This window comes from Mesorhizobium sp. BHbdii, assembly GCF_053848045.1.
This window is the reverse complement of sequence record NZ_JBSPKX010000001.1, coordinates 2,499,838-2,522,397: the sequence shown is the minus strand read 5'-3', so window position 1 is coordinate 2,522,397 and position 22,560 is coordinate 2,499,838. Positions and strand designations below refer to the sequence as shown.

Sequence of the window (22,560 nt, the reverse complement as noted above, 5' to 3'; positions counted from 1 at the left end):
AGCCGCCCTGCGGCATTTGCACCGCGACCCTCCCCTCAAGGGGGAGGGTAAGAGTTACCCCTGCGAAGGCGTGAATCTTGCCACCAGCGTGTGGCTCTCGGCCGCATAGGTGAAACGGGCATGGGTGACGGGGTGCTCGGCGCTCCAAGTCCGCCGCTCGACCACCAGGCACGGTGCGCCGGCCTCGATGTCGAGTGCCGCCCCAATGTGCCTGTCGGCGGCGACGGCGCGGATGCGGTGCTCGGCGGCGCTCCATGGCACGCGGGCGATCAGCCACGGCCCGGGCGCGATGGCATGAAATTCCTCGTCGGCGGCCTCGGCCACGGCGGCCAGGTTGATCAGCCGCTGTTCGTGGGCGAACGGCCGCTTGCCGGCGAAATGCCGGCATTCCAGCGCCAGCACAGGTCCGGCAGAAGCGAGTTCCAGCAAGGCGCGATCCTCCGCGCTGCTGCGCCTTTTATGTCGCGCCACACGCTCGTAGCGATAGGGCAGGCCGAGCGCTTCGACCTCGATCCTGATGTCGTGGATTTCCAGTACCGCGGCTTGCGAATGCGGCCGCCGGACAAAGCTGCCGGAGCGGCGGCGGCGCTCGATCAGCCCGGCCTTGGCAAGCTGCGACAGCGCCTTGTTCACCGTCATGCGCGAACAGTTGTACTCGGCCGTCAGTTCGTGCTCGAACGGAATGCGGTGGCCGGGCGCCCAGGCGCCGGACAGAATCCGCTCGCTGATGTCGGACAGGATGCGCTGATGCAGCGAGAGAGGCTCGCCGACGTCCACATCGATTGTTCCGATCATGCTCATGCCGAAAGCGCCGTCATCACCTTGCGAAAACGCTCGGCAATGGCATCGCGCCTTGCATGCCTGCCGCCGCTGACCAGTTTCTTGCCATGCACCCAGACGCAATCGACCTTGGTGGCGTTGGCGAAGATCCAGGCGTCGAGCACCGCATCGCCCGTCTTGCCGGCAAGCGAAGGGTGATCACCGTCCAGCGAGACGAAATCGGCTGAGGCACCAGTGGCGATCCGCGAGAGGCCTGTGCCAAGCGCGGCGCTGCCGCCGTCGAGCGCGGCATCGAACAGTGCGCGGCCGGTCGAACCGCCGGCGACCGCCAGCATGTTGCGGGCACGGTTGGCGAGGCGCTGCGAATATTCAAGCTGCCGCAATTCGTCGGGCAGGCCGATCAGCACGTTGGAATCGGAGCCGACGCCGAAGCGGCCGCCATGTTGTTTAAACAAAGGTGCTGCAAAGGTGCCGTCGCCGAGATTGGCCTCGGTGATCGGGCAGAGGCCGGCGATGGCCCCGCTTTTCGCCATGGCCGCGGTCTCGGTCTCGGTCATGTGGGTGGCGTGGATCAGGCACCAGCGCTTATCGACATTGGCATTGGCGAGCAGCCATTCGACCGGCCGCGCCCCGGACCAGGCAAGGCAGTCCTCAACCTCCTTCACTTGCTCGGCGATATGGATGTGGATCGGTCCGCCGGGTACCATTGCCGCGATGTTTTCCAACTCCTCCGGTGTCACGGCGCGCAGACTGTGCGGGGCGATGCCGACGACCGCGTGATTCAAGGTGCGAACGGATTCGCGGCATTTCTCAACAAGCCGCGAGAACCGTTTCACATCGTTGATGAATCGCCGCTGGCCTTCGTTCGGCGCAGCGCCGCCGAGGGAGGAATGCGCATAGAAGACCGGCAGCAGCGTCAGCCCAATGCCGGTGTCGGCAGCCGCGGCAGTGATGCGCTCAGCCATCTCGGCGACGTTGGCATAGGGCTGGCCGTCACGGTCGTGGTGGAGATAGTGAAACTCGCCGACCCGGGAGAACCCGGCCTCAAGCATCTCGACATAGAGCTGGGTGGCGACCGCCTCGACCTGGTCCGGCGTCATCGACAGCGCGAAGCGGTACATCACCTCGCGCCAGCTCCAGAAGCTGTCGGCAGAAGGGCCGCGCAACTCGGCGAGACCGGCCATGCCGCGCTGAAAGGCGTGGCTGTGCAGGTTCGGCATGCCTGGCAGCAGAATGGCATGGCGTTCGTCGCCGGGCCGGGGGGTGGTGTTAGGTTCGACCGTGGCGATGCGGCCTTCACTGGCGACGATCCGGGCATTGGAATGCCAGCCGTCGGGCAGAAGCACCTGTTCCGCAAAGATCGCCGTCACGTTTTTCTCTCCGATTCCCTGTGTCCCGTGCAATGATACCACTTGCAGTGCATCTCAATATGTATATACATAATCGCCGCAGATTGAAACGGAAAAGATGATGGCTGGAGAGAGCAAAGGTCGGGCAGGGGAGGTTCGCCTCTGGCGCAATGCGCGTCTGGCAACCATGGCTGACAGCGCCGCCGCACTGGGTATCGTCGAAGACGGCGCGATCGCCGCGCGCGATGGCCTGATCGTCTATGCCGGCCCCGAAGCCGACATGCCGGCAGCGCTGGGCCAAGCAGCCGAGATTATCGATTGCGAAGGGCGTTGGATAACGCCGGGCCTGATCGACTGCCACACTCATCTGGTCCATGCAGGCAACCGCGCTAACGAATTCGAGATGCGGCTGGCCGGCGCGACTTATGAGGAGGTGACTCGAGCGGGCGGCGGCATCGTCTCGTCGGTCAAGGCGCTGCGGGCTGCCAGCGAGCACGAACTGGTTGCGCAGTCGGTGCCGCGCCTCAACGCGTTGATCGCGGAAGGCCTCACCACCATCGAGATCAAGTCGGGCTACGGGCTCGATCTTGAAAACGAGAGGAAATCGCTGCGCGCCGCGCGGCTCCTAGGCGAACATCGTCCAGTAACAGTGAGGACGAGCTTCCTCGGCGCACATGCCCTGCCGCCTGAAGCGAAAGGCGACAAGGACGCTTTTATCAATCTGGTCGCAAACGAGATTTTGCCGGCCGTCGCTGCCGAAGGCCTGGCCGATGCGGTCGATGGCTTTTGCGAGGGCATCGCCTTTTCGCCCGAGCAGATTTCTCGCGTGTTCGACGCGGCCAAGCCGCTAAGTCTGCCGGTGAAACTCCACGCTGACCAATTGTCCAATCTGCACGGCGCAGAACTTGCGGCGCGTTATGGCGCCCTGTCGGCCGACCATCTCGAATACACTGACGAGGCGGGTGCGGCGGCGATGGCGAGGGCAGGAACCGTGGCGACGATCCTGCCTGGCGCCTACTATTTCATCCGTGAGACCAAGAAGCCGCCGATCGGTCTGTTTCGCCAGCACGGCGTCAAAATGGCGGTCGCCACGGACTGCAATCCCGGCACATCGCCGCTGACCTCGCTGCTGCTGACCATGAACATGGCGGCGACTTTGTTTGGTCTGACTGTTGACGAATGCCTTGCCGGTGTCACCCGCGAGGCTGCTCGCGCGCTGGGGCTGCTCGGACAGACCGGCACGCTGGAGGCCGGAAAGTCAGCAGATCTGGCGATCTGGGACATCGAGCGCCCGGCCGAGCTCGTCTATCGTATGGGTTTCAACCCGCTGCATGCCCGAATCTGGAGAGGACGATGAGCGAACTCAAACTCAAGCCGGGCAATACAACGCTGGCCGACTGGCGCGAAATCTATCGTGGCGCCGTGCCGAAGCTGGACGCTGCCTGCCGGCCGAAGATTAGGGCGAGCGCCGAGGCGGTTGAGCGGATCGTCGGCAGGGGTGAGCCGGTCTATGGCATCAACACCGGTTTCGGCAAATTGGCCAGCGTCCGCATTCCCCCTGCCGACCTCGAGACGCTCCAGCGCAACATCGTGCTGTCGCATGCCGCCGGCGTCGGCGAGCCGATGCCGGTTGCTGTTTGCCGGCTCATGATGGCACTGAAGCTTGCCAGCCTGGCGCAAGGCGCCTCCGGCGTTCGGCCGCAGACCATCGAATTGCTGGAAGCAATGCTGGCCAACGACGTCATTCCGGTGGTGCCGGCGCAAGGCTCGGTCGGCGCATCCGGCGACCTTGCGCCGCTGTCGCATATGACGGCGGTGATGATCGGCGTCGGCGAGTGCTTTACCCCGCATGGCCGGTTTCCGGCCAAGGTCGCTTTTGTCTCACACGGGCTGGAGCCGGTCACGCTTGGCGCCAAGGAGGGGTTGGCGCTGCTCAACGGAACGCAGTTCTCGACCGCCTATGCATTGGCCGCCCTGTTCGACTCTGAAGTGCTTTATCAGTCGGCGCTGGTCACCGGCGCGCTTTCGACCGATGCCGCCAAGGGCTCCGACGCCCCCTTCGATCCGCGCATCCATCTGCTCAGGAAGCATCCTGGCCAGATCGAGACGGCAGAGGCGCTGCGCAACCTGATGGCCGGCAGTGCCATCCGTGAATCGCACCGGGTCGGCGACGAGCGGGTGCAGGATCCGTACTGCCTCCGCTGCCAGCCGCAGGTGATGGGCGCGGCGCTCAGTGTCCTGCGCCAGGCTGCCGACACACTGGGCACCGAGGCCAACGGCGTCACCGACAATCCGCTGATCTTCGCCGAGGACGACACTGCGCTTTCCGGCGGCAATTTCCACGCCGAGCCTGTGGCCTTCGCTGCTGACATGATCGCGCTCGCCGTCTGCGAGATCGGTTCGCTGTCGGAGCGGCGCATTGCCATGCTGGTCGACCCGGCGCTGTCGGGCATGCCGGCTTTCCTGACACCGAAGCCCGGCCTGAATTCCGGTTTCATGATCCCGCAGGTGACGGCGGCAGCACTCGTCTCGGAAAACAAGCAGAAGGCTTATCCGGCCAGCGTCGATTCGATCCCGACCTCTGCCAATCAGGAAGACCACGTCTCGATGGCGGCACATGGTGCGCGCCGGTTGATCGGCATGGTCGAGAATGCGACGGCCGTCATCGGCATTGAATTGCTGGCCGCGGCGCAAGGTTGCGATTTCCATGCGCCACTCGCATCGAGTGCGCCGCTCGAAGCGGTGCGCAGGCTGGTCAGGGCGGAAGTGCCGCATCTCGACAATGACCGGCATTTCCATCCCGACATGGAAAAAGCCATTGCTATGGTGCGCAGCGGCGCGGCGGTGAGGGCGGCGAGCGCGGTGGCGCTGCCGGCGATTTCTGGAGCCGCATGATGAACGAGCGCGACTGGCTTACCGTCCGTGAGGGAACCAAGCCGCTGCTTGTCAGCTTGCCGCATACCGGCACCGATCTGGCTGGTTTGGAAGATCGGTTCGTTTCGCCGTGGCTTGCACGTCGCGACACGGACTGGTGGATCGAGCAACTCTATGACTTTGCGGCTGATCTTGGCGCCAGTGTTGTCCGGACGTCGATCTCGCGCAGCGTCATCGACGTCAATCGCGATCCGGCTGGTGTTTCTCTGTATCCCGGCCAAACTACTACCGGTCTTTGCCCAACGGAGACGTTTGACGGCGATCCGCTCTATCGCCCCGGTTTGGAACCAGACGCTGAAGAGATAGAGCATCGGAGCCGTCGCTTTTTTCATCCGTATCACAGCGCAATTGCTGGAGAAGTTGCGCGGATAAAGGGCGCTCATGGCAGGGCCGTGGTCTATGACTGCCACTCGATCCGCTCGGTGCTGCCGCGGCTGTTCGAGGGAACGCTGCCGGTGTTCAATCTCGGCACCAATGACGGCAAGAGCGCCGATCCGGCCTTGCAGGCGATGGTCGAAGAGATCCTCGCCGGAACCGGCGAGACATACGTTGTAAATGGCCGCTTCAAGGGTGGCTGGATCACGCGCCATTTCGGCCAGCCGCAGAACAACGTCCACGCGCTGCAAATGGAACTCTCCAACCGCGGCTATATGCGCGAGCCCGAGGGCAAGGGGACGCCCGACAATTGGCCGGTGCCTTACGACCCCGCATTCGCCGCGCCGATCCGCGCCACGCTGAAGCGGATCCTGGAAAGCGCGATTGCCTGGGCCGGGCGCTGACGCTCCGCCGCGCAGCTCATTCGAAAGGAAAGTGACGCCATGACCGATCCTCGTCATAACATCCGCGAAGTCCGCAGCCCACGCGGCAGCGAGCTCAATGCCCGCTCGTGGCTGACGGAAGCGCCGTTGCGCATGCTGATGAACAATCTCGATCCCGACGTCGCCGAAAACCCCAACGAACTGGTCGTCTATGGCGGCATCGGCCGGGCGGCGCGTACCTGGAACGACTTTGATCGCATCGTCGCCTCGCTGAAGACGCTTGGAGATGACGAGACGCTTCTGGTGCAGTCCGGCAAGCCGGTCGGCGTGTTCCGGACTCACACCGATGCGCCGCGCGTGCTGATCGCCAATTCCAACCTCGTGCCGCACTGGGCGACATGGGAGAAATTCAACGAGCTCGATAAGAAAGGCCTGATGATGTACGGCCAGATGACGGCCGGCTCGTGGATATACATCGGCACACAAGGCATCGTGCAGGGCACCTATGAGACCTTCGTCGAGGCCGGCCGCCAGCATTACGGCGGCAATCTCAGGGGCAAATGGATCCTGACCGGCGGCCTCGGCGGCATGGGCGGCGCCCAGCCGCTGGCCGCGGTGATGGCCGGCGCCTGCTGCCTGGCGATCGAATGCGATCCCGACCGTATCGATTTCAGGCGGCGCACCCGCTATGTCGACGAGCGCGCCGACACGCTCGACGAGGCGCTGGAAAAGATCGAGCGCTGGACCAGGGCCGGCGAGGCGAAATCGGTCGGTCTGGTCGGCAACACCGCCGACATCGTGCCGGAACTGGTGCGGCGTGGCGTGCGCCCCGATATGGTCACCGACCAGACGTCGGCGCATGATCCGCTCAACGGCTATCTGCCCAAGGGCTGGTCGCTCGCCGAATGGCGCGAGAAGCGCACCAGCGACCCGAAGGCGGTCGAGAAGGCGGCGCGCGCGTCGATGCGCGAACATGTCGAGGCGATGGTGGCGTTCTGGAACGCCGGCGTGCCGACGCTTGATTACGGCAACAACATCCGTCAGGTGGCGAAGGAGGAAGGATTCGAGAACGCCTTTGCCTTCCCGGGTTTCGTGCCGGCCTATATCCGACCGCTGTTTTGTCGCGGCATCGGCCCGTTTCGCTGGGCAGCCCTCTCCGGCGATCCCGAGGACATCTACAAGACCGATGCCAAGGTGCGCGAATTGACGCCCGGCAACACCCACCTGCACAACTGGCTCGACATGGCGCGCGAGCGTATCGCCTTCCAGGGCCTGCCGGCGCGCATCTGCTGGGTCGGTCTCGGCGATCGCCACCGGCTCGGCCTCGCCTTCAACGAAATGGTGGCGAAGGGCGAGCTCAAGGCGCCGGTGGTCATCGGCCGCGATCATCTCGATTCCGGCTCGGTTGCATCGCCGAACCGCGAGACGGAATCGATGAAGGATGGCTCGGACGCCGTGTCCGACTGGCCGCTGCTCAACGCGCTGCTCAACACCGCCTCCGGCGCAACCTGGGTGTCGCTGCACCATGGCGGTGGCGTCGGCATGGGTTTTTCGCAGCATGCCGGCATGGTTATCGTCGCCGATGGCACGCGCGAAGCGGCCAAACGCCTGGAGCGGGTGCTGTGGAACGACCCCGCAACCGGCGTCATGCGCCACGCCGATGCCGGCTATGATCTCGCCATCGACTGCGCCAGGGAGCACCAGCTCAACCTGCCAGGCATCCTCGGCTGAACCGCGCCTTGCGCATTCTCCGGGCAGCCGAATACCGGTCTATGCCGTGGAAGAACGGCGGCGGGGTGACGACGGAAATCGCAGTCTCGCCCGCAGGTGCTGCGCTCGACGATTTTGACTGGCGCATCTCCATGGCGCGCGTCGAAAGCGGTGGGCCATTCTCCGGGTTTGCCAAAGTGGATCGAACCTTGGCCGTGCTGGAAGGCGAGGGGATTGTCCTTGACATCGCCGGCCGCCCGGCCGCTACGGTGACCAAGGCTTCCGCCCCGCTTGCCTTTCCGGCCGATGTGCCGACGCAAGCGGCGCTGATCGCCGGTCCGATTATCGATCTCAATGTCATGACGCGGCGCGGACGGATGACCCATGCCGTCGAACGCGTGATGATTTCGACCTCGACGGATATCCACTCGGTGGCCGATGTGACTCTCATCCTGTGTTTTGACGGCGAGATCACGGTGGCCGGTGCGGCGCCTGTCCGCATCGGACCGCGCGATACGCTGTTGCTCGGGCCGGACGCCTTGAAGTGGTGCCTGGAGCCTGCGCGACCGGCGACGCTGTTCGTGATCCGCATCGATCGCGTTGCTGCAAACGATTAACGCCTGTTTCGAAACATGATCACAACCCCGGCAAAATATGCCGTAAGCTCAAGCCCAGATCACGAAAAAGCCCGAATCCTTCCGTCGATCAAGTCCCTGCGGGAGAGGTGGTTCGTCTGTAAGTTGCGGTGCGAAAACAAACTTTCGGCCCTTGTTTCGATGCAACCATTGCATTTCAATCGGTTTCAGGGACATTGCCGTGGCGGTGACGCCGCTAACGCGTCCCCCATACGGAATTTTCAATGAATATCCAAACAGACCCCACCCAAATGGAAAAGACGAGCGCGAGCTTCCCGGCCATCACGGAAGAGCCGATACGCTCCAATTTCCTGCCGGAAGAGCGCCTGCGCACGCTGGGTACAACCCTCGCCAAGGGCGACGTCAAGGATCTGTTCGGCCTGGAGCCGTTCGATTTCCAGCCACGCGTCCGCGACAGTGCCAGCAAGATCCTCGAAGTCTACCGCTCGACCAATGCCGCGCAGGCGAGGGGCGAGACGATCACGCCGGCCGCGCAATGGCTGCTCGACAACAACTATCTGGTTGAGGAAACCATCTTCCAGGTCAAGCGCGACCTGCCCCGCCGTTTCTATCGGCAGTTGCCGACGCTGAAGCTGTCCGACGGCGCCAGCGTGCCGCGCGCGCTTGCGCTGGCCTGGACCTATGTCGCGCATTCGGACAGTTCCGTCTCGGCTACCATGTTCAAGGCGATCGTCGAAGGCTTTCAGTCCGTCGAGCCGCTGAAGATCGGCGAACTCTGGGCGCTGCCGTCGCTGCTGCGCTTCGTTCTGATCGAAAATCTTCGCCGGATCGCGGTCCGGGTCAATCGTACCCGGCAGATGCGCCAGATTGCCAACGAGGTTGCCGACCGCGTGCTGGCGGTCGACGACAGCGCCGACCGTCAGGCGATCCTGTCGAACTACGTCGCCCATGCACAAGACACCACCTTTGCCACCCAATTGCTCTACCGCCTGCGCGACGGGTCGCAAAATGCCGGCAGGGCGCTGGAATGGCTGGAGGGCGAACTCGAAAAGTCCGGCTCCGATGCCGAGGAAATCATAATCAGCGAGCATCGCACGCTGTCCGGCGGCAATGTAACCACCGGCAACATCATCCGTGGCCTCAGGCTGATCAACGATATCGACTGGACGGTTTGGTTCGAAGGTGTCAGCCGCATCGATACCTTGCTGCGCGAGCGCACCGATTTCGCCGCGCTCGATTTCTTCTCGCGCGACCAGTACCGGACCGCGATCGAAGAAATGGCGCGCCGCTCCGATCGTTCCGAATTCCGCGTTGCCGAAAAGGCGATCGAACTCGCCGGCCATGCCGCTGTCGCCGATACCACCGGCACCGGTCCGACCACTCACACCGACGTCGGGTTCTTTCTGGTCGGGCCGCGTCGGCTGGAACTGGAAAAGGCGATCGGCTATCGGCCGACCGTCAGCGTCACGATCAAACGGGCGTTCCGCAAGATCGGATGGCTGGGCATTGTCTTGCCGGTGTTCGCGCTGACGGTCCTGCTTCTGGTCCTCTCCGGCAACGCCCTTGCCAATCTCGGCCTGTCCAAATGGTCGATCGCCTTGATGCTGGCGCTGTTTGCCGTGCCGGCCAGCGAAGGCGCGCTTGCCTTCTTCAACACTGTCGTATCGTTGTTCCTGAAGCCCACGCGCCTCGTCGGCTACGACTACAGACGCGGCATGCCGCCCGAGGCCCGAACGCTGGTAGTGGTGCCGTCGCTGATCGGCTCGCGCGACGACGTCGAGGAGAACATCCGCAATATCGAAGTGCATCACCTAGCCAACACGGCGGACGAAATCCATTTCGCTCTGCTTTCGGATTGGCCGGACAGCAAAACCGAAATCGATGCGGCGGATATTGAGATCCTCCAATATGCTCGCGACGAGATCGCACGGCTGAACGCCCGTTATCCCAGCGAAGGGGCGCCGCGCTTCTACGTCCTGCATCGCCGGCGGCTCTACAATGAATCCCAGGGCGCCTGGATGGGCTGGGAACGCAAGCGCGGCAAGCTGCACGAACTGAATCTTCTGTTGCGCGGTGACAGCGACACCACCTTCCTGCCGCTGGATGTGCCGTTGCCAGAAAACGTTATCCATGTGATGACGCTCGACGCCGACACGCGCACCACCCGCGATGCGGTTGCCAGTTTGGTTGGCAAGCTTTGCCATCCGCTCAACCGCCCGCATTACGATGCGGCAAAGCGCGTTGTCACCGCCGGCTACACCATCCTGCAGCCGCGCATCACCGCTTCCCTGACCAGCGGCGACGATGCATCCTTCTTCCAGCGGGTGTTTTCCGCCAATCGAGGCCTTGATCCCTACGTATTTGCCGTCTCGGATATCTACCAGGACGTCTTCGGCGACGGCTCCTTCACCGGTAAGGGCCTCTATCATGTCGACGCCTTCGAAGCGGCGCTGAAGGGCCGCATCGACGAAAACACCATCCTCAGCCACGATCTGCTCGAAGGCGCCTTGGCACGCGCGGCACTGGTCACGGACGTCGAACTGGTCGAGGACTATCCGACCCGCTATTCGGTCGACGCGTCGCGCCACCATCGCTGGGCACGCGGCGACTGGCAGCTTCTGGGCTTCATTCTCGATCCGCGCTCCGGCGTACCGGCGCTGTCGCGCTGGAAGATGGTCGACAATCTGCGCCGCTCGCTGACGCCGATCTTCTGGGTGATGGCGGCGATCGCCGGCTGGACGTTGCTGCCTTTCACGCAGGCCGCGCAATGGCAGGCGCTGCTGATCCTCACGCTGTTCATGGCGCCGACATTCGATATCGTCCACGCCATCCTGCCGAAAAGCGGCGACCAGACGCCGCGCGGCCATTTCTCGGCGCTGGCGCGCGACGTTGTCTTCGGCACCGCCCTGGTGGCGCTGAAGATCGTGCTGATGGCGCATCTGGCCTGGATGATGGGCGACGCCATCATTCGCACACTCTACCGTCTGTTCGTCAGTCGGCAGAATCTGCTCGAATGGCGCACTGCCTCGCAGGCGCACAAGAATGGCGACAACGATCTCGGCTCCTATTACGGCATGATGTACGGCGCGGTGATTGTCGGGGTCGTCGGCCTCGCCATCCCGGTTCTGGCCGATTCCACCGGAGCTTTCGTCGCATTCTTCTTCGCGCTGTTCTGGATCGGCTCGCCGGCGTTCGCTTTCTGGATCAGTCGCTCGGCCGAAACCGAGGACCGTTTGCGCATATCGGCGGCTGACATCCATGCGCTGCGCACCGTTGCGCGGCGCACATGGCATTATTTCGAGACCTTCGTGACGGCCGAGCATCACAACCTGCCGCCCGATAATTTCCAGGAAAGTCCGGCGCCTGTCGTGGCGCCCCGCACCTCGCCGACCAATATCGGCGTCTATCTCCTGTCGGTGATTTCAGCGCGCGACTTCGGCTGGATCAGTCTGTCCGACGCGACCACCCGCATCGACGCGACGATGTCGACCATCGAGAGCATGCCGCGTGAGCGCGGCCATCTCTTCAACTGGTATGACACGACGACGCTGAAACCGCTCTATCCGCTCTATATTTCCGCCGTTGATAGCGGCAATCTTGCCGGCCATCTGGTGGCGGTGGCGGCCGCCTGCGCCGAATGGGCGGAAGCGCCTGCAGTCCACCTTCAGGGCGACTTCGAGGGTATCCTCGATACGGTGACGATCCTCGACGAAAGCCTGGCGGAGTTGCCTGACGACCGTCGCCAGTTGCGGCCGTTGCGCCAGCGGCTCGCCGATCGCCTCGACGGCATGCGGCGCGCGGTCGAATCGATCAAAGCACAGCCCGAAATGGCATCGATCCGCACCATCAACCTGGCCGTTCTGGCCGGCGAGATTCGCAAGCTCGCCATCGCCATCCATACCGAGGCCGCATCGACACAGAGCGATACCATTGCCGACTGGGCGGCGAGACTGGAAGCAACCTGCGAAGCGCATGTCCATGACGCGCATAGCGACGACAATGCCGTCGAAGCCTTGCGGGCCAAGCTTCTTTCGCTGCGCGAGCGTACGCGTCGCTTCGCCTTCGAGATGGATTTCTCCTTCCTCATGCGGAAGGAACGCAAGCTCCTGTCGATCGGCTACCGGGTCGAGGAGCATCAGCTCGACGAAAGCTGCTACGACCTCCTGGCTTCCGAGGCGCGGCTGACCAGCCTGTTCGCCATCGCCAAGGGCGATCTGCCGACGGAGCACTGGTTCCACCTCGGCCGGCCGATCGTCGAGATCGGGTTCAAGGGCGCACTGATGTCCTGGTCCGGCTCGATGTTCGAGTATCTGATGCCGCCGTTGGTGATGAAGGAGGCGCAAGGCAGCATCCTCAACCAGACCAGCAAGCTCATCATCAAACGTCAGATCCAGTACGGCCGCTCGAAGAACGTGCCCTGGGGGATCTCGGAAGCGGCCTACAATGCCCGCGACCGCGAACTGACCTACCAATACACCAATTTCGGCGTGCCCGGGCTGGGCCTGAAGCGAGGTCTTGGCCAGAACACGGTGATTGCGCCTTATGCGACCGTGCTGGCGGCGCAGTTCACCCCGCGTGAATCGGTGCAGAACCTTGCCAGGCTGAGGCGGCTTGGCGCCCTTGGCCGGCACGGCTTCTACGATGCGGTCGATTTCACGCCGCAGCGCGTGCCGGAGGGCACCGACCATGTCGTCGTGCTGAACTACATGGCCCACCATTCCGGGATGTCGATCGCCGCCGTTGCCGACGCCATCTTCGAAGGACGCCTGCGCGATCGCTTCCACAGCGATCCGGTGATCGAGTCGGCCGAGTTGCTGCTGCAGGAAAGAGCACCGCGCGACATCCCGACCGCCACCGTCAGGACAGAGGCCGACGAACGGTCGAAGGACGAAACGGAAGTCGAGAGCCCCGATACGCGCATCGTGCTCAACCCGCTCAAGGCGCTGCGTTCGACCAGCGTCATGTCCAATGGCCGCTACTCGGTCATGGTCACCGCGACCGGCTCCGGCTATAGCCGCTGGGGCGAGCTTGCCGTCACGCGCTGGCAGCCGGATCCAACCGAGGATCGGCTTGGCTCCTATATCTTCCTGCGCGACGCCGGCACCGGCGACTGGTGGTCGGCCACCGCCGAGCCGAAGCGTGCCACCGATGAAGAAGTGCAAACGCTGTTCTCCGACGACAAGGCGAGCTTCATCAAGTCGGTGGGATCACTGCGTTCGGAGGTTGAATGCATCGTCATCTCGGAAGGAAACGGCGAAGGCCGGCGGGTGACGCTCTACAATGACGGCCCGGTCGATCGGCATATCGAAGTGACCTCCTTTGCCGAACTGGTGCTGGGCTCCGACGCATCCGACAACGCGCATCCGGCCTTCTCGAAAATGTTCGTGGAAACCGAAATCGCTGCGAATAACGGGGCGATCTTCGCCACAAGACGCAAGCGGGAAACGGACGAGCCTGATGTCACCATGGTGCACTTCGTCACCGACCCGTCTGGGTCGACGCGCGACGCCGAGGCCGAAACCGACCGGCGCGCCTTCATCGGCCGCGGCCGCACCATAACCGAGGCCGCCGCCTTCGATCCCGGCGCCAAGCTTGGCGGCCATTCCGGCTTCACGCTGGATCCGGTCGCAGCACTTCGCCGACAGGTGCGCGTGCCGGCCAACAAGAAGATATCGCTGACCTTCTGGACTGCCGTCGGCGCCAACCGTGCCGAACTCGAAGATGCCATTGCGCGGCTCGATCATCCGGAAGCCTTCGCCCGTCAGGCGATGCTCGCTTGGACCCGCTCGCAGGTGCAGACCCGTCATCTCGGCCTCAGCCTTGCCGATGCCGCCAATGTGCAGAATCTGGCGCGTTATCTGATCTATCCTGATCCGTTCCTGCGCCTTCCGGCCGAATCGATCGCCTCCGGGCTCGGTAAGCAGTCCAGTCTTTGGCCGACCAGCATATCCGGCGACTTTCCGATTTTCCTGGTCAGGATCGGCGATGTCGCCGATCTCGAAATCGTTGCCCAGGCGCTCCGCTTCCAGGAATATATGCGCGCCCGCGGCATGATGATCGACTTTGTCGTGGTCAACGAGCAGGCTTCATCCTACGTGCAGGATCTGCAACGGGCAGTCGAGACGCTGTGCGAAAACAGCCGTCTGCGCGGCAAGGAGCTCGGACCCCGCCAGCACATCTTCGCCGTGCGCCGCGATCTCATGGACGAAACGACCTACAAGACGCTGCTCGCCGTCGCCCGCGTCGCCCTGCACACGCGAAACGGCACCATCTTCGATCAGATCGAGCGCGCCGAGGCCGCTGCGCTGCAAGCACGGGACGCTTTGCAGCTGGCAGGTGCAGCAGCGCTTCGCGAACCGTCTCCGCAGGTGCCGCAGCCATCGGCTGCCCAAGTCACGATCGAAGGCAGTGCCGACGGCAGCGGGCTCAACCAGTGGAACGGTTTTGGCGGCTTCGAGGGCGACGGACGCCACTATGTCGTGCGCCTTTCTGGCCGGCGCACGACGCCGCAGCCCTGGATCAACGTCGTCTCCAACGCCTCGTTCGGTTTCCATGTTTCGGCTGAAGGCGCTGCCTTCACCTGGAGCCGAAACAGCCGCGACTATCAATTGACCCCGTGGGCGAACGACCCGGTCACCAACCGGCCCGGCGAGGGCATCTATATCTACGATCACGCCAACGGCCGGGCGTTCTCGCCGCTGGCCGCAGTGGTGCGCGATCCCGCCATGACCTACGAAACATGGCACGGACAGGGTTTTTCGACCTTCCGTTCGAAGCGCGGACCGCTGTCGATGGACCTGACCCATGTGGTGGATCCTGTCGATCCGGTGAAAATCTCCCGATTGCGCATCCAGAATTCGGGTTCGGTGCCGGCGCGCCTGCGCGTTTATGCCTATGCGGAATGGGTTCTTGGCAGCCATCGTTCGCGCACGGCGGCGACCATCGTTCCGTCCAGGGATGCTGCGACGGGCGCGTTGCTGGCGCAAAATCCGTACGGGCTCGACTTCAGCGACCGGGTCGCCTTCCTGGCCACCGACAGCGCGGCACATTCTGTGACGGCCGACCGCGGCGAGTTCATCGGCCGGCACGGCACCAGCGAACTTCCGCATGCCGTGCTCAGCGGCGCCAGCCTGTCGGGCCGCGTCGAGGCCGGCGACGACCCTTGTGCAGCAATTGCTCGCGACATCGACATCCCTGCCGGCGGGGACGTGACGCTGCTCTGGCTGCTCGGCGATGCAGCCTCTGCCGGGGAAGCCAGCGCACTGGTGCAGCATCATAGCAGCAAGGATTTCGATCAGAGGCTGGCTGACAACGAACGCACCTGGCGGGGGTTTCTCGACACCATCCAGGTCGAGACGCCGGACAAGGCCCTCAACGCCATGGTCAACCACTGGCTGCCCTATCAGAGCCTTGCCTGCCGCATCCGCGCCCGCTCCGCGTTTTACCAGGCGAGCGGCGCTTTTGGCTTCCGCGATCAGTTGCAGGACACGCTGGCTCTGCTTGTCCATGATCCGAAATTGGCGCGCGACCAGATCCTCAACGCGGCGCGGCGGCAATTCCCCGAAGGTGACGTGCAGCACTGGTGGCTTCCGCGCACCGAGGCAGGCGTCCGCACCATGATTTCCGACGACGTTGTCTGGCTCGCCCACGCCACGTCACACTACTTGCAGGTGACCGGCGATACCGCGATCCTCAGGGAACAACTGCCCTTCATCGACGGGCCGCCTCTGGAAGAAGGCGAGCACGACGCCTTCTTCACCCCGGAGATCTCGAAGAAGACCGCTTCACTCTATGATCATTGCGCACGCGCACTTGACCTTGCGATCAAGCGCAGCAGCCCCGCCGGACTGCCGCTGATCCTCGGTGGCGACTGGAACGACGGCATGAACCGTGTCGGCGAGCACGGTAAGGGCGAGAGCGTCTGGCTGGGCTGGTTCCTGCTGAAGACGCTGGGCGACTTTGCCCCTGTCGCCAAGGCGGAAGGCGATACCAAGCGCGCGCAAGCCTGGACAAAACACGCTGACGTGCTGAAGCGGGGGCTCGAAAGCACGGCTTGGGATGGTGAATGGTATCGTCGCGGCAGCTTCGACGACGGCACGCCACTTGGGTCGCGCGGTTCGCAGGAGTGCAAGATCGACTCGATTGCCCAGTCGTGGAGCGTGCTGTCGGGCGAGGGCGATCCGGCGCGGTCGACGACGGCGATGCAGCAGGCGATGAAAATGCTCGTCGACGACGAGCTCAAGATCGTCAAGCTCTTCACCCCGCCCTTCTCCAGGACGGAACAGAATCCAGGCTACATCAAGAGCTACCCGCCGGGTGTCCGTGAAAACGGCGGCCAGTACACCCACGCGGCGACATGGTTCGTCATTGCGCTCGCCGAAATGGGGCGCACCGACGACGCCTATCGCTGTCTCTCGATGCTCAACCCGGTCAACCACGCGCTCGACGAGGCCGCTGCCGAGCACTACCGCGTCGAGCCTTATGTCGTCGCGGCCGACGTCTACGCCGGGCAAGGCAAGGGCGGCCGCGGTGGCTGGACCTGGTACACCGGCTCGGCCGGCTGGCTTTATCGCGCGGCGGTCGAGGGCATCCTCGGCATTGAGCGCAGGGGCGAGCGCATTCAGTTCAGGCCGAAACTCCCCAGCCATTGGAATGGTTATACAGCAACGCTCAAGGTGCTGGGGGCCGAACTCAGGGTTCGCGTTGTCCGCGACGCCAAGGTCAAAGCCATCTCGTTAGAGGTAGATGGTAAAAAGACGAAGGCTTCGTCTTTCGAACCGAAAGCCGGCGACAAGGCCGAGGTGGTCGTCAGGATACCGGCGTAGCTCCAAGGATTTTGGCGTTTTTGCACGTCTTGGGGATGCGCGTTGTTTAAGGTTCTCTCTAGAAATTCTATTGCGCATGAGCTTTCCCAAAAGCCGGTGCAGCCTTTAGGGATTCGTACATGACCGGTTGCTGATTAAAATTGCGGCAGTGCTTGCAGCCTGCCACGATTTTGCCGCAGGGCTGACATTTTACCTTTTTTCTCAAACCGTTAGGTGATCACGACAGATTTCGCAGCGTCGCCATCTTTTGTTCGCGAATTGGGAACTGAAGGGGTACACGAGCATTGTTTCGCGACACGTCAACGGGTACGTGTAGAAAATGATGCAGTGCACAATAACAATTTGCCGGAGTAGCTGAAGTGTCCCTTCTGCAGATCTACTGGAGAGCGCTTGGTTATCTCGCTGCCGACAGAAAACGCGTAGCGTTTATCTGCGGGGCGAATGTCGCGCTGGCCATTATCGCCATCCTTGAGCCGATCATGTTCGGACGGGTGATCGATGCTATTTCGGACGGCGGCTCGGTCTTTTCGACGCTCGCCGTATGGGCCGGTATAGGCGTCTTCAACGTCGTCGCCTTCGTTCTGGTGGCGCGCGGCGCTGACCGCTTTGCCCATGCACGACGCAGCGAGGTGCTTTGTCAGTCATTCGAGCGCGTGATCACCATGCCGCTTGCTTGGCATCATCAGCGCGGCACCTCCAATTCTCTGCATACGCTTCTGCGCGCGGTCGAGACCCTGTTCAGCCTCTGGCTCGAGTTCATGAGGCAGCATTTGGCCACTGTCGTGGCACTGGTCCTGCTGGTGCCGACGGCGCTCAGCATGGATATTCGCATGTCGATGGTCCTGCTGGCGCTGGGCGCGCTCTATGTCGGAATCGGGCGGCTGGTGATGCGTCGTACCAGGGAAGGCCAGGCGTCCGTGGAGCGGCATTTTCACCAGGTGTTCGCGCATGTGAGCGACTCGGTCAGCAACGTCGCCGTGCTGCAGAGCTACAATCGAATCGGCCACGAGACCGACGCCTTGAAGCGTTATGTCAAGAATCTGCTTGATGCCCAATATCCGGTGCTCGACTGGTGGGCATTGGCCAACGCCCTGCACCGCCTGTCGTCCACCATTTCGATGATGGTCGTGCTGTTGATCGGCTCCTATCTGGTCATGCATGGCCAATTGCGTATCGGTGACGTCATCGCCTTTACCGGCTTTGCAACGCTGCTGATCGCCCGGCTCGACCAGATGTCGGCCTTCGCCAACCAGATTTCGGAGGCCAGGGCCAAGCTCGAGGAATTTTTCCGCCTCGAGGACTCCGCGGCCGACGCCGCCGAGCCGGACGGGTTGCGTGACCTCGGCAACGTCACTGGTCATGTGCGTTTTGAAAACGTCAGCTTCGAATTCGCCAATTCGGGGCAGGGCGTGAACGACGTGTCGTTCGAGGTCCATGCCGGCCAGACCGTCGCCGTCGTCGGTCCGACGGGCGCGGGCAAGACCACGCTCATCAATCTTTTGCAGCGCGTCTTTGCGCCGTCCAGCGGCCGGATTCTGATCGATGGCATCGATACCCGTACGGTGACCCGCAAGTCGCTGCGCCACTCGATCGCCACCGTGTTCCAGGATGCGGGCCTGCTCAACCGCTCGATCGAGGACAATATCCGCGTCGGGCGCGCCGAGGCGACCTATGATGAGGTCCACGCTGCCGCCAATGCCGCTGCCGCGCAGGATTTCATTCTGTCGAAGAGCAACGGCTACGACACGGTCGTCGGCGAACGCGGGGGACAGCTTTCGGGCGGCGAGCGCCAGCGTATCGCGATCGCGCGCGCCGTGCTGAAGGATTCGCCCATCCTGGTGCTCGACGAAGCGACCAGCGCGCTCGATGTCGAGACGGAAGACCGCGTCAAGGAAGCGATCGACGAATTGCGGCGCGGCCGCACTACCTTCATCATCGCCCACCGCTTGACCACCGTTCGAGATGCCGATCTGGTTGTGTTCATGGACAAGGGCAAGGTGGTCGAAATGGGTGGCTTCGCCGAATTGTCGATGCGCAATGGCCGCTTCGCCAGCCTGCTGCGCGCCGGCGGCCTGCTCAACGACGAGGAAGTCCGCCGCCTCAGTCGCGCCATCACGGACGAGGCCGCCTGAGCGGCCAGGCTGCCTTCCCTTCTCACCTGTCCTATGGGAGAAAGGAAGGCAGCCTGCGACACCACCACTCGATTGCCCCAAAAGCGTCGCCGGTTTATGTAAAGCCGCATGAGTTACCTGACTTCACGCCTCAGCGGCTGGATGGATTTCGCCAACCCGACGCGGTTTGTCTGGTTGGCCGACAAGGTGGTGCCGTGGCTGGCGACCATCGCCGCACTCATCTTGGCCGCCGGGCTCTATATGAGCTTCGCTGCGCCGGAGGATTTCCAGCAAGGCATCACCGTGCGCATCATGTATATCCATGTGCCCTTCGCCTGGCTGGCCATGATGTGTTTCACGCTGATGGCGGTTTTCGCGTTGGGCACGCTGGTATGGCGCCATCCGCTGGCCGATGTCGCGCTGAAATCGGCGGCACCCATCGGCGCCGTCTTTACAGCACTCGCGCTGATCACCGGCTCGATCTGGGGCAAGCCGATGTGGGGCACCTGGTGGGTGTGGGACGCGCGGCTGACCTCGGTGTTCGTGCTGTTTCTGATGTATCTCGGCATCATCGCGCTGACGCGGGCACTCGACGATGCGGCGCGCGCCGCCTGGGCCGCCGCAATCATCACCCTGGTCGGCTTCATAAACATCCCGATCATCAAGTTCTCGGTCGACTGGTGGAACACGCTGCATCAGCCGGCTTCGGTGTTCCGCATGGGTGGCTCGACCATTGACCCCTCTATGCTGAGGCCGTTGCTGGTGATGACTCTAGGCTTTACCGTGCTGTTCTTCGCGTTGCATTTGATGGCGATGCGCACGGAAATTCGCCGCCGCCGCGTCATCTCCATGCGCCGAGTCGCGGCGAGGCAGGCAGACAAGCCCGGCTAGGTTGCACCCTGACTACCGGTCTTTGAGCCTTCATTCGAATGCACCCGACACGATGAGGCGCAAGTAAAAATGTTGCAACTTTGCAACAGCGATTTCCGGAGGTCGACCCCACCCTGGTTTCCACGTTGACAGTTCAGCCATGCACTGGACGTTATGCGTGCACTGGACGTGATATTTGCCTGTTAATTGTCGTGGGGGATTTGTCGATGAAAATGCGCTTGCTGGCTGGCGTGTCCGCAATGGCCCTGATGCTTGGCTGGAATTCGGCCAATGCCGCCGAAGCGGCGGTCGAAATTCCGGCGGCCCAGGATCTCTGGTATGTCACGCTGTTTGGTGGCGCCAGCTTCCCGAATCGCGTGAAAACACATGCCGATTACTACAACAACGACTTTTCGATGGACTTCGACACCGGCTTCGTGATCGGCGGCGTCGTCGGTAGGCGGATCAACGATGTGTTTCGGGTCGAAGGCGAACTGTCCTATGCCCGCTACAAGGCGAATTCGTATCAGGAGGGTGTGAGTGCCTGGTTTCCGGCTGACGGCGATTTGTCCGCTACCTATCTGCTCGCCAATGTCTGGGCCGACGTTGCTCATTTTGGAGATGCCAAGCTCTACGTCGGCGGCGGCATCGGCGCCGCCCATGTGACCGCCGACACAACTTGGGGTGGTCACTTGTACGGATACGGGCGTGGTGGGTGGGGTTTCGCCGGCCAGTTGGGAGCCGGCGTCACCTACGCGCTGGCGCAGAATATCGACCTCGATTTCGGCTACAGGTTCAAGGCCGTTTCAGGCGTCGACTTCGATTCCTCCCGCGAAGGCGATGCTGTATTCTCGAACGGCAAGTTGAATTCCCACAATCTGCAACTTGGCGTTACATTCAAATTCTGATTGCTTCGAATTCCTGTTGGTTCAGGCTGACTGCCGTCGCACGCAGCGATTGGGGGTGAAGGATGCCGCATCTGCCGCGCCGGCAACCCTTCGGCGTGCCGGCCATGGTCCAGGGTTTACTGCCGAGCGCTGGCGAGCCGGCGCCGGAGACATTGCAGCGCGGCATCGACCTGCAGCGCCGCAAGCGCTTTCGCGAAGCCGAGTTCTGCTATCAAACCGTGCTTCGACGTCAGCCCAAAAATGCCATGGCGCTCAATTTGATGGGCACGCTGGCGATCGAGGCCCAGCAAAATGAGACGGCCATCGACTTCATGAAGCGTGCGGTCAAGATCGAACCGGGCAACGCCATTTTCCGCAACAATCTCGGCAACGCCTACAACCTGATCGGCAACATCGAGCTGGCGCGCAAACAGCTGAGAAAAGCGATCGAGCTCGACGGCCGGCTTGTCGAGGCATTGTGCAATCTCGGGAAATCCTACCGGAGCCAACTCGAGGGCGACATCGCCGAGGGTTTCTATCGCCGTGCGCTGGCGGTCGACAGCAAATCGCTGACGGCGCTGGTCGGTATGGGCGACCTGCTCACCGACATGGGCCGGCAAGCCGAGGCGGTCGAATGCTTTGGCCGTGCCATCGCCATCGACAAGGCAAATGTCGAGGCGCTGTCCGGGCTGGCGCTCGCGCGTCGGGCCGTCAAGGGCGATCCAGCTCTGGCTTTGGTGCAGGCCCGCCTCGAACTGCCGATGACCACCGATCGCGAGCGGGTTATCCTGCATCACGCCGCCGGAAAAATCCTCAACGACCAGCACGAGTATGGCCTGGCCATCCGCCATTTCGCCAGGGCCAAGGCAATCTCCGGCAATGATTTCGACATTGCCCTGCACACGCGGCTGTATGACAGTTTCATCGAAACTTTCGACGCCGGCTTTTTCGAAGCGCGGCCAAATTTCGGCAATCCATCCGAACGGCCGGTCTTCATCGTCGGTATGCCACGTTCAGGAACGACGCTGACCGAGCAGATTTGCGCCAGCCATCACGATATCTATGGCGCCGGCGAGTTGCCGACCATCCGTTCATTGGTCGGCGAACTTGGATTCGACCAGCCTGATCCGGCGATTTTCGCCAAGGCCATGGTTTCGCTCACACCGACGAAGGCGAAGGAGCTTGGCTCGAAATATCTAGGCCATCTCAATAAGCGCAACGGCAAGGCGGCGCGTGTCGTCGACAAGATGCCGCATAATTTCGAGCTGCTGGCTTTCATCGGTCTCATTTTGCCAAATGCCCGCATCGTCCACTGCCGGCGTGACCCGATGGACAATTGCACGTCCTGTTTCATGCATAATTTTTCCGATGCCCACGGCTACAATGCCGATCTGACCAAGCTTGGGCAGTATTACCGGCAATATGATCGCTTGATGCGCCACTGGGCCAAGGTCGTTCCGCTGGCCATCCACGACATGCCTTACGAAGAAACCGTGGCCGATTTCGAAACCCGCGCCCGTGGATTGATCGGATTTCTCGGCATGGAATGGGACGATGCTTGCCTGCATTTCCACGAAACCGAGCGCACGGTACGAACGCCAAGCCGCTGGCAGGTGCGCCAGCCGATCTATTCGTCCTCTGTAGAGCGCTGGAAACTGTACGGCGATGCCCTCGATCCATTGAAGGCTGCACTGGGTCCGCTTGTCCAACTTTGATTAAACGGTCGTTCGGTCCGAACGA

At 62.7% G+C, this 22,560-nt stretch carries 12 protein-coding genes; 10 read left to right on the top strand and 2 right to left on the bottom strand.

Annotated elements, in window-relative coordinates:
* Nucleotides 1–54 precede the first annotated feature (54 nt).
* Entirely contained in the window at nt 55–801 is a 747-nt protein-coding gene (gene hutC / locus ACWTU8_RS12235) for a histidine utilization repressor (protein WP_455848270.1), read from the bottom strand.
* On the bottom strand, nt 798–2,150 hold the full coding sequence (locus tag ACWTU8_RS12230) for a formimidoylglutamate deiminase (protein ID WP_455848269.1): 1,353 nt from the start codon (nt 2,148–2,150) through the stop codon (nt 798–800). The genes hutC and ACWTU8_RS12230 overlap by 4 nt, the downstream gene beginning before the upstream one ends.
* Before the next feature lie 100 nt (nt 2,151–2,250).
* On the opposite strand from ACWTU8_RS12230, the gene hutI reads away from it, so the two are divergent.
* The 10 genes from hutI (at nt 2,251) to ACWTU8_RS12180 (ending at nt 22,535) form a co-directional block, all read left to right on the top strand.
* Nucleotides 2,251–3,486: an imidazolonepropionase gene (hutI, locus tag ACWTU8_RS12225; protein WP_455838295.1), complete on the top strand. Its 1,236-nt coding sequence runs from the start codon at nt 2,251–2,253 to the stop codon at nt 3,484–3,486.
* Nucleotides 3,483–5,024 (top strand): histidine ammonia-lyase, encoded by a 1,542-nt coding sequence (hutH, locus tag ACWTU8_RS12220; RefSeq protein ID WP_455848268.1) that lies wholly within the window; start codon nt 3,483–3,485, stop codon nt 5,022–5,024. The genes hutI and hutH overlap by 4 nt, the downstream gene beginning before the upstream one ends.
* The gene (gene hutG, locus ACWTU8_RS12215; protein ID WP_455848446.1) at nt 5,024–5,842 is read left to right on the top strand and encodes an N-formylglutamate deformylase; all 819 of its coding nucleotides are present in this window, start codon (nt 5,024–5,026) and stop codon (nt 5,840–5,842) included. The genes hutH and hutG overlap by 1 nt, the downstream gene beginning before the upstream one ends.
* A 39-nt stretch (nt 5,843–5,881) precedes the next feature.
* The gene (gene hutU, locus ACWTU8_RS12210; RefSeq protein WP_455848267.1) at nt 5,882–7,552 is read left to right on the top strand and encodes a urocanate hydratase; all 1,671 of its coding nucleotides are present in this window, start codon (nt 5,882–5,884) and stop codon (nt 7,550–7,552) included.
* An 8-nt stretch (nt 7,553–7,560) separates the two neighbouring features.
* A complete protein-coding gene (locus ACWTU8_RS12205; protein ID WP_455848266.1) occupies nt 7,561–8,148 on the top strand; it encodes a HutD/Ves family protein in 588 nt (195 codons plus the stop codon).
* A 242-nt stretch (nt 8,149–8,390) separates the two neighbouring features.
* Nucleotides 8,391–16,952, top strand: coding sequence for a GH36-type glycosyl hydrolase domain-containing protein (locus ACWTU8_RS12200; protein WP_455848265.1), 8,562 nt, complete (start codon nt 8,391–8,393; stop codon nt 16,950–16,952).
* A gap of 359 nt (nt 16,953–17,311) precedes the next feature.
* Nucleotides 17,312–19,084 (top strand): glucan ABC transporter ATP-binding protein/ permease, encoded by a 1,773-nt coding sequence (locus ACWTU8_RS12195; RefSeq protein WP_455848264.1) that lies wholly within the window; start codon nt 17,312–17,314, stop codon nt 19,082–19,084.
* Between the two features lie 108 nt (nt 19,085–19,192).
* On the top strand, nt 19,193–19,954 hold the full coding sequence (locus ACWTU8_RS12190) for a heme ABC transporter permease (RefSeq protein ID WP_455848263.1): 762 nt from the start codon (nt 19,193–19,195) through the stop codon (nt 19,952–19,954).
* Nucleotides 19,955–20,079: 125 nt separating this feature from the next.
* Nucleotides 20,080–20,841, top strand: a complete 762-nt coding sequence (locus ACWTU8_RS12185; RefSeq protein ID WP_455848262.1) for an outer membrane protein — start codon at nt 20,080–20,082, stop codon at nt 20,839–20,841.
* Between the two features lie 62 nt (nt 20,842–20,903).
* On the top strand, nt 20,904–22,535 hold the full coding sequence (locus tag ACWTU8_RS12180; protein WP_455848261.1) for a tetratricopeptide repeat-containing sulfotransferase family protein: 1,632 nt from the start codon (nt 20,904–20,906) through the stop codon (nt 22,533–22,535).
* Nucleotides 22,536–22,560: the final 25 nt, after the last annotated feature.

Excerpts from the sequence above, each read along its gene's own strand:
- hutU (WP_455848267.1), top strand. The coding sequence starts at position 5,882 with ATGACCGATCCTCGTCATAACATCCGCGAAGTCCGCAGCCCACGCGGC.
- hutC (WP_455848270.1), bottom strand. The coding sequence starts at position 801 with ATGAGCATGATCGGAACAATCGATGTGGACGTCGGCGAGCCTCTCTCG.
- ACWTU8_RS12200 (WP_455848265.1), top strand. The coding sequence starts at position 8,391 with ATGAATATCCAAACAGACCCCACCCAAATGGAAAAGACGAGCGCGAGC.
- hutI (WP_455838295.1), top strand. The coding sequence starts at position 2,251 with ATGGCTGGAGAGAGCAAAGGTCGGGCAGGGGAGGTTCGCCTCTGGCGC.
- hutH (WP_455848268.1), top strand. The coding sequence starts at position 3,483 with ATGAGCGAACTCAAACTCAAGCCGGGCAATACAACGCTGGCCGACTGG.
- ACWTU8_RS12180 (WP_455848261.1), top strand. The coding sequence starts at position 20,904 with ATGCCGCATCTGCCGCGCCGGCAACCCTTCGGCGTGCCGGCCATGGTC.
- ACWTU8_RS12190 (WP_455848263.1), top strand. The coding sequence starts at position 19,193 with ATGAGTTACCTGACTTCACGCCTCAGCGGCTGGATGGATTTCGCCAAC.
- hutG (WP_455848446.1), top strand. The coding sequence starts at position 5,024 with ATGAACGAGCGCGACTGGCTTACCGTCCGTGAGGGAACCAAGCCGCTG.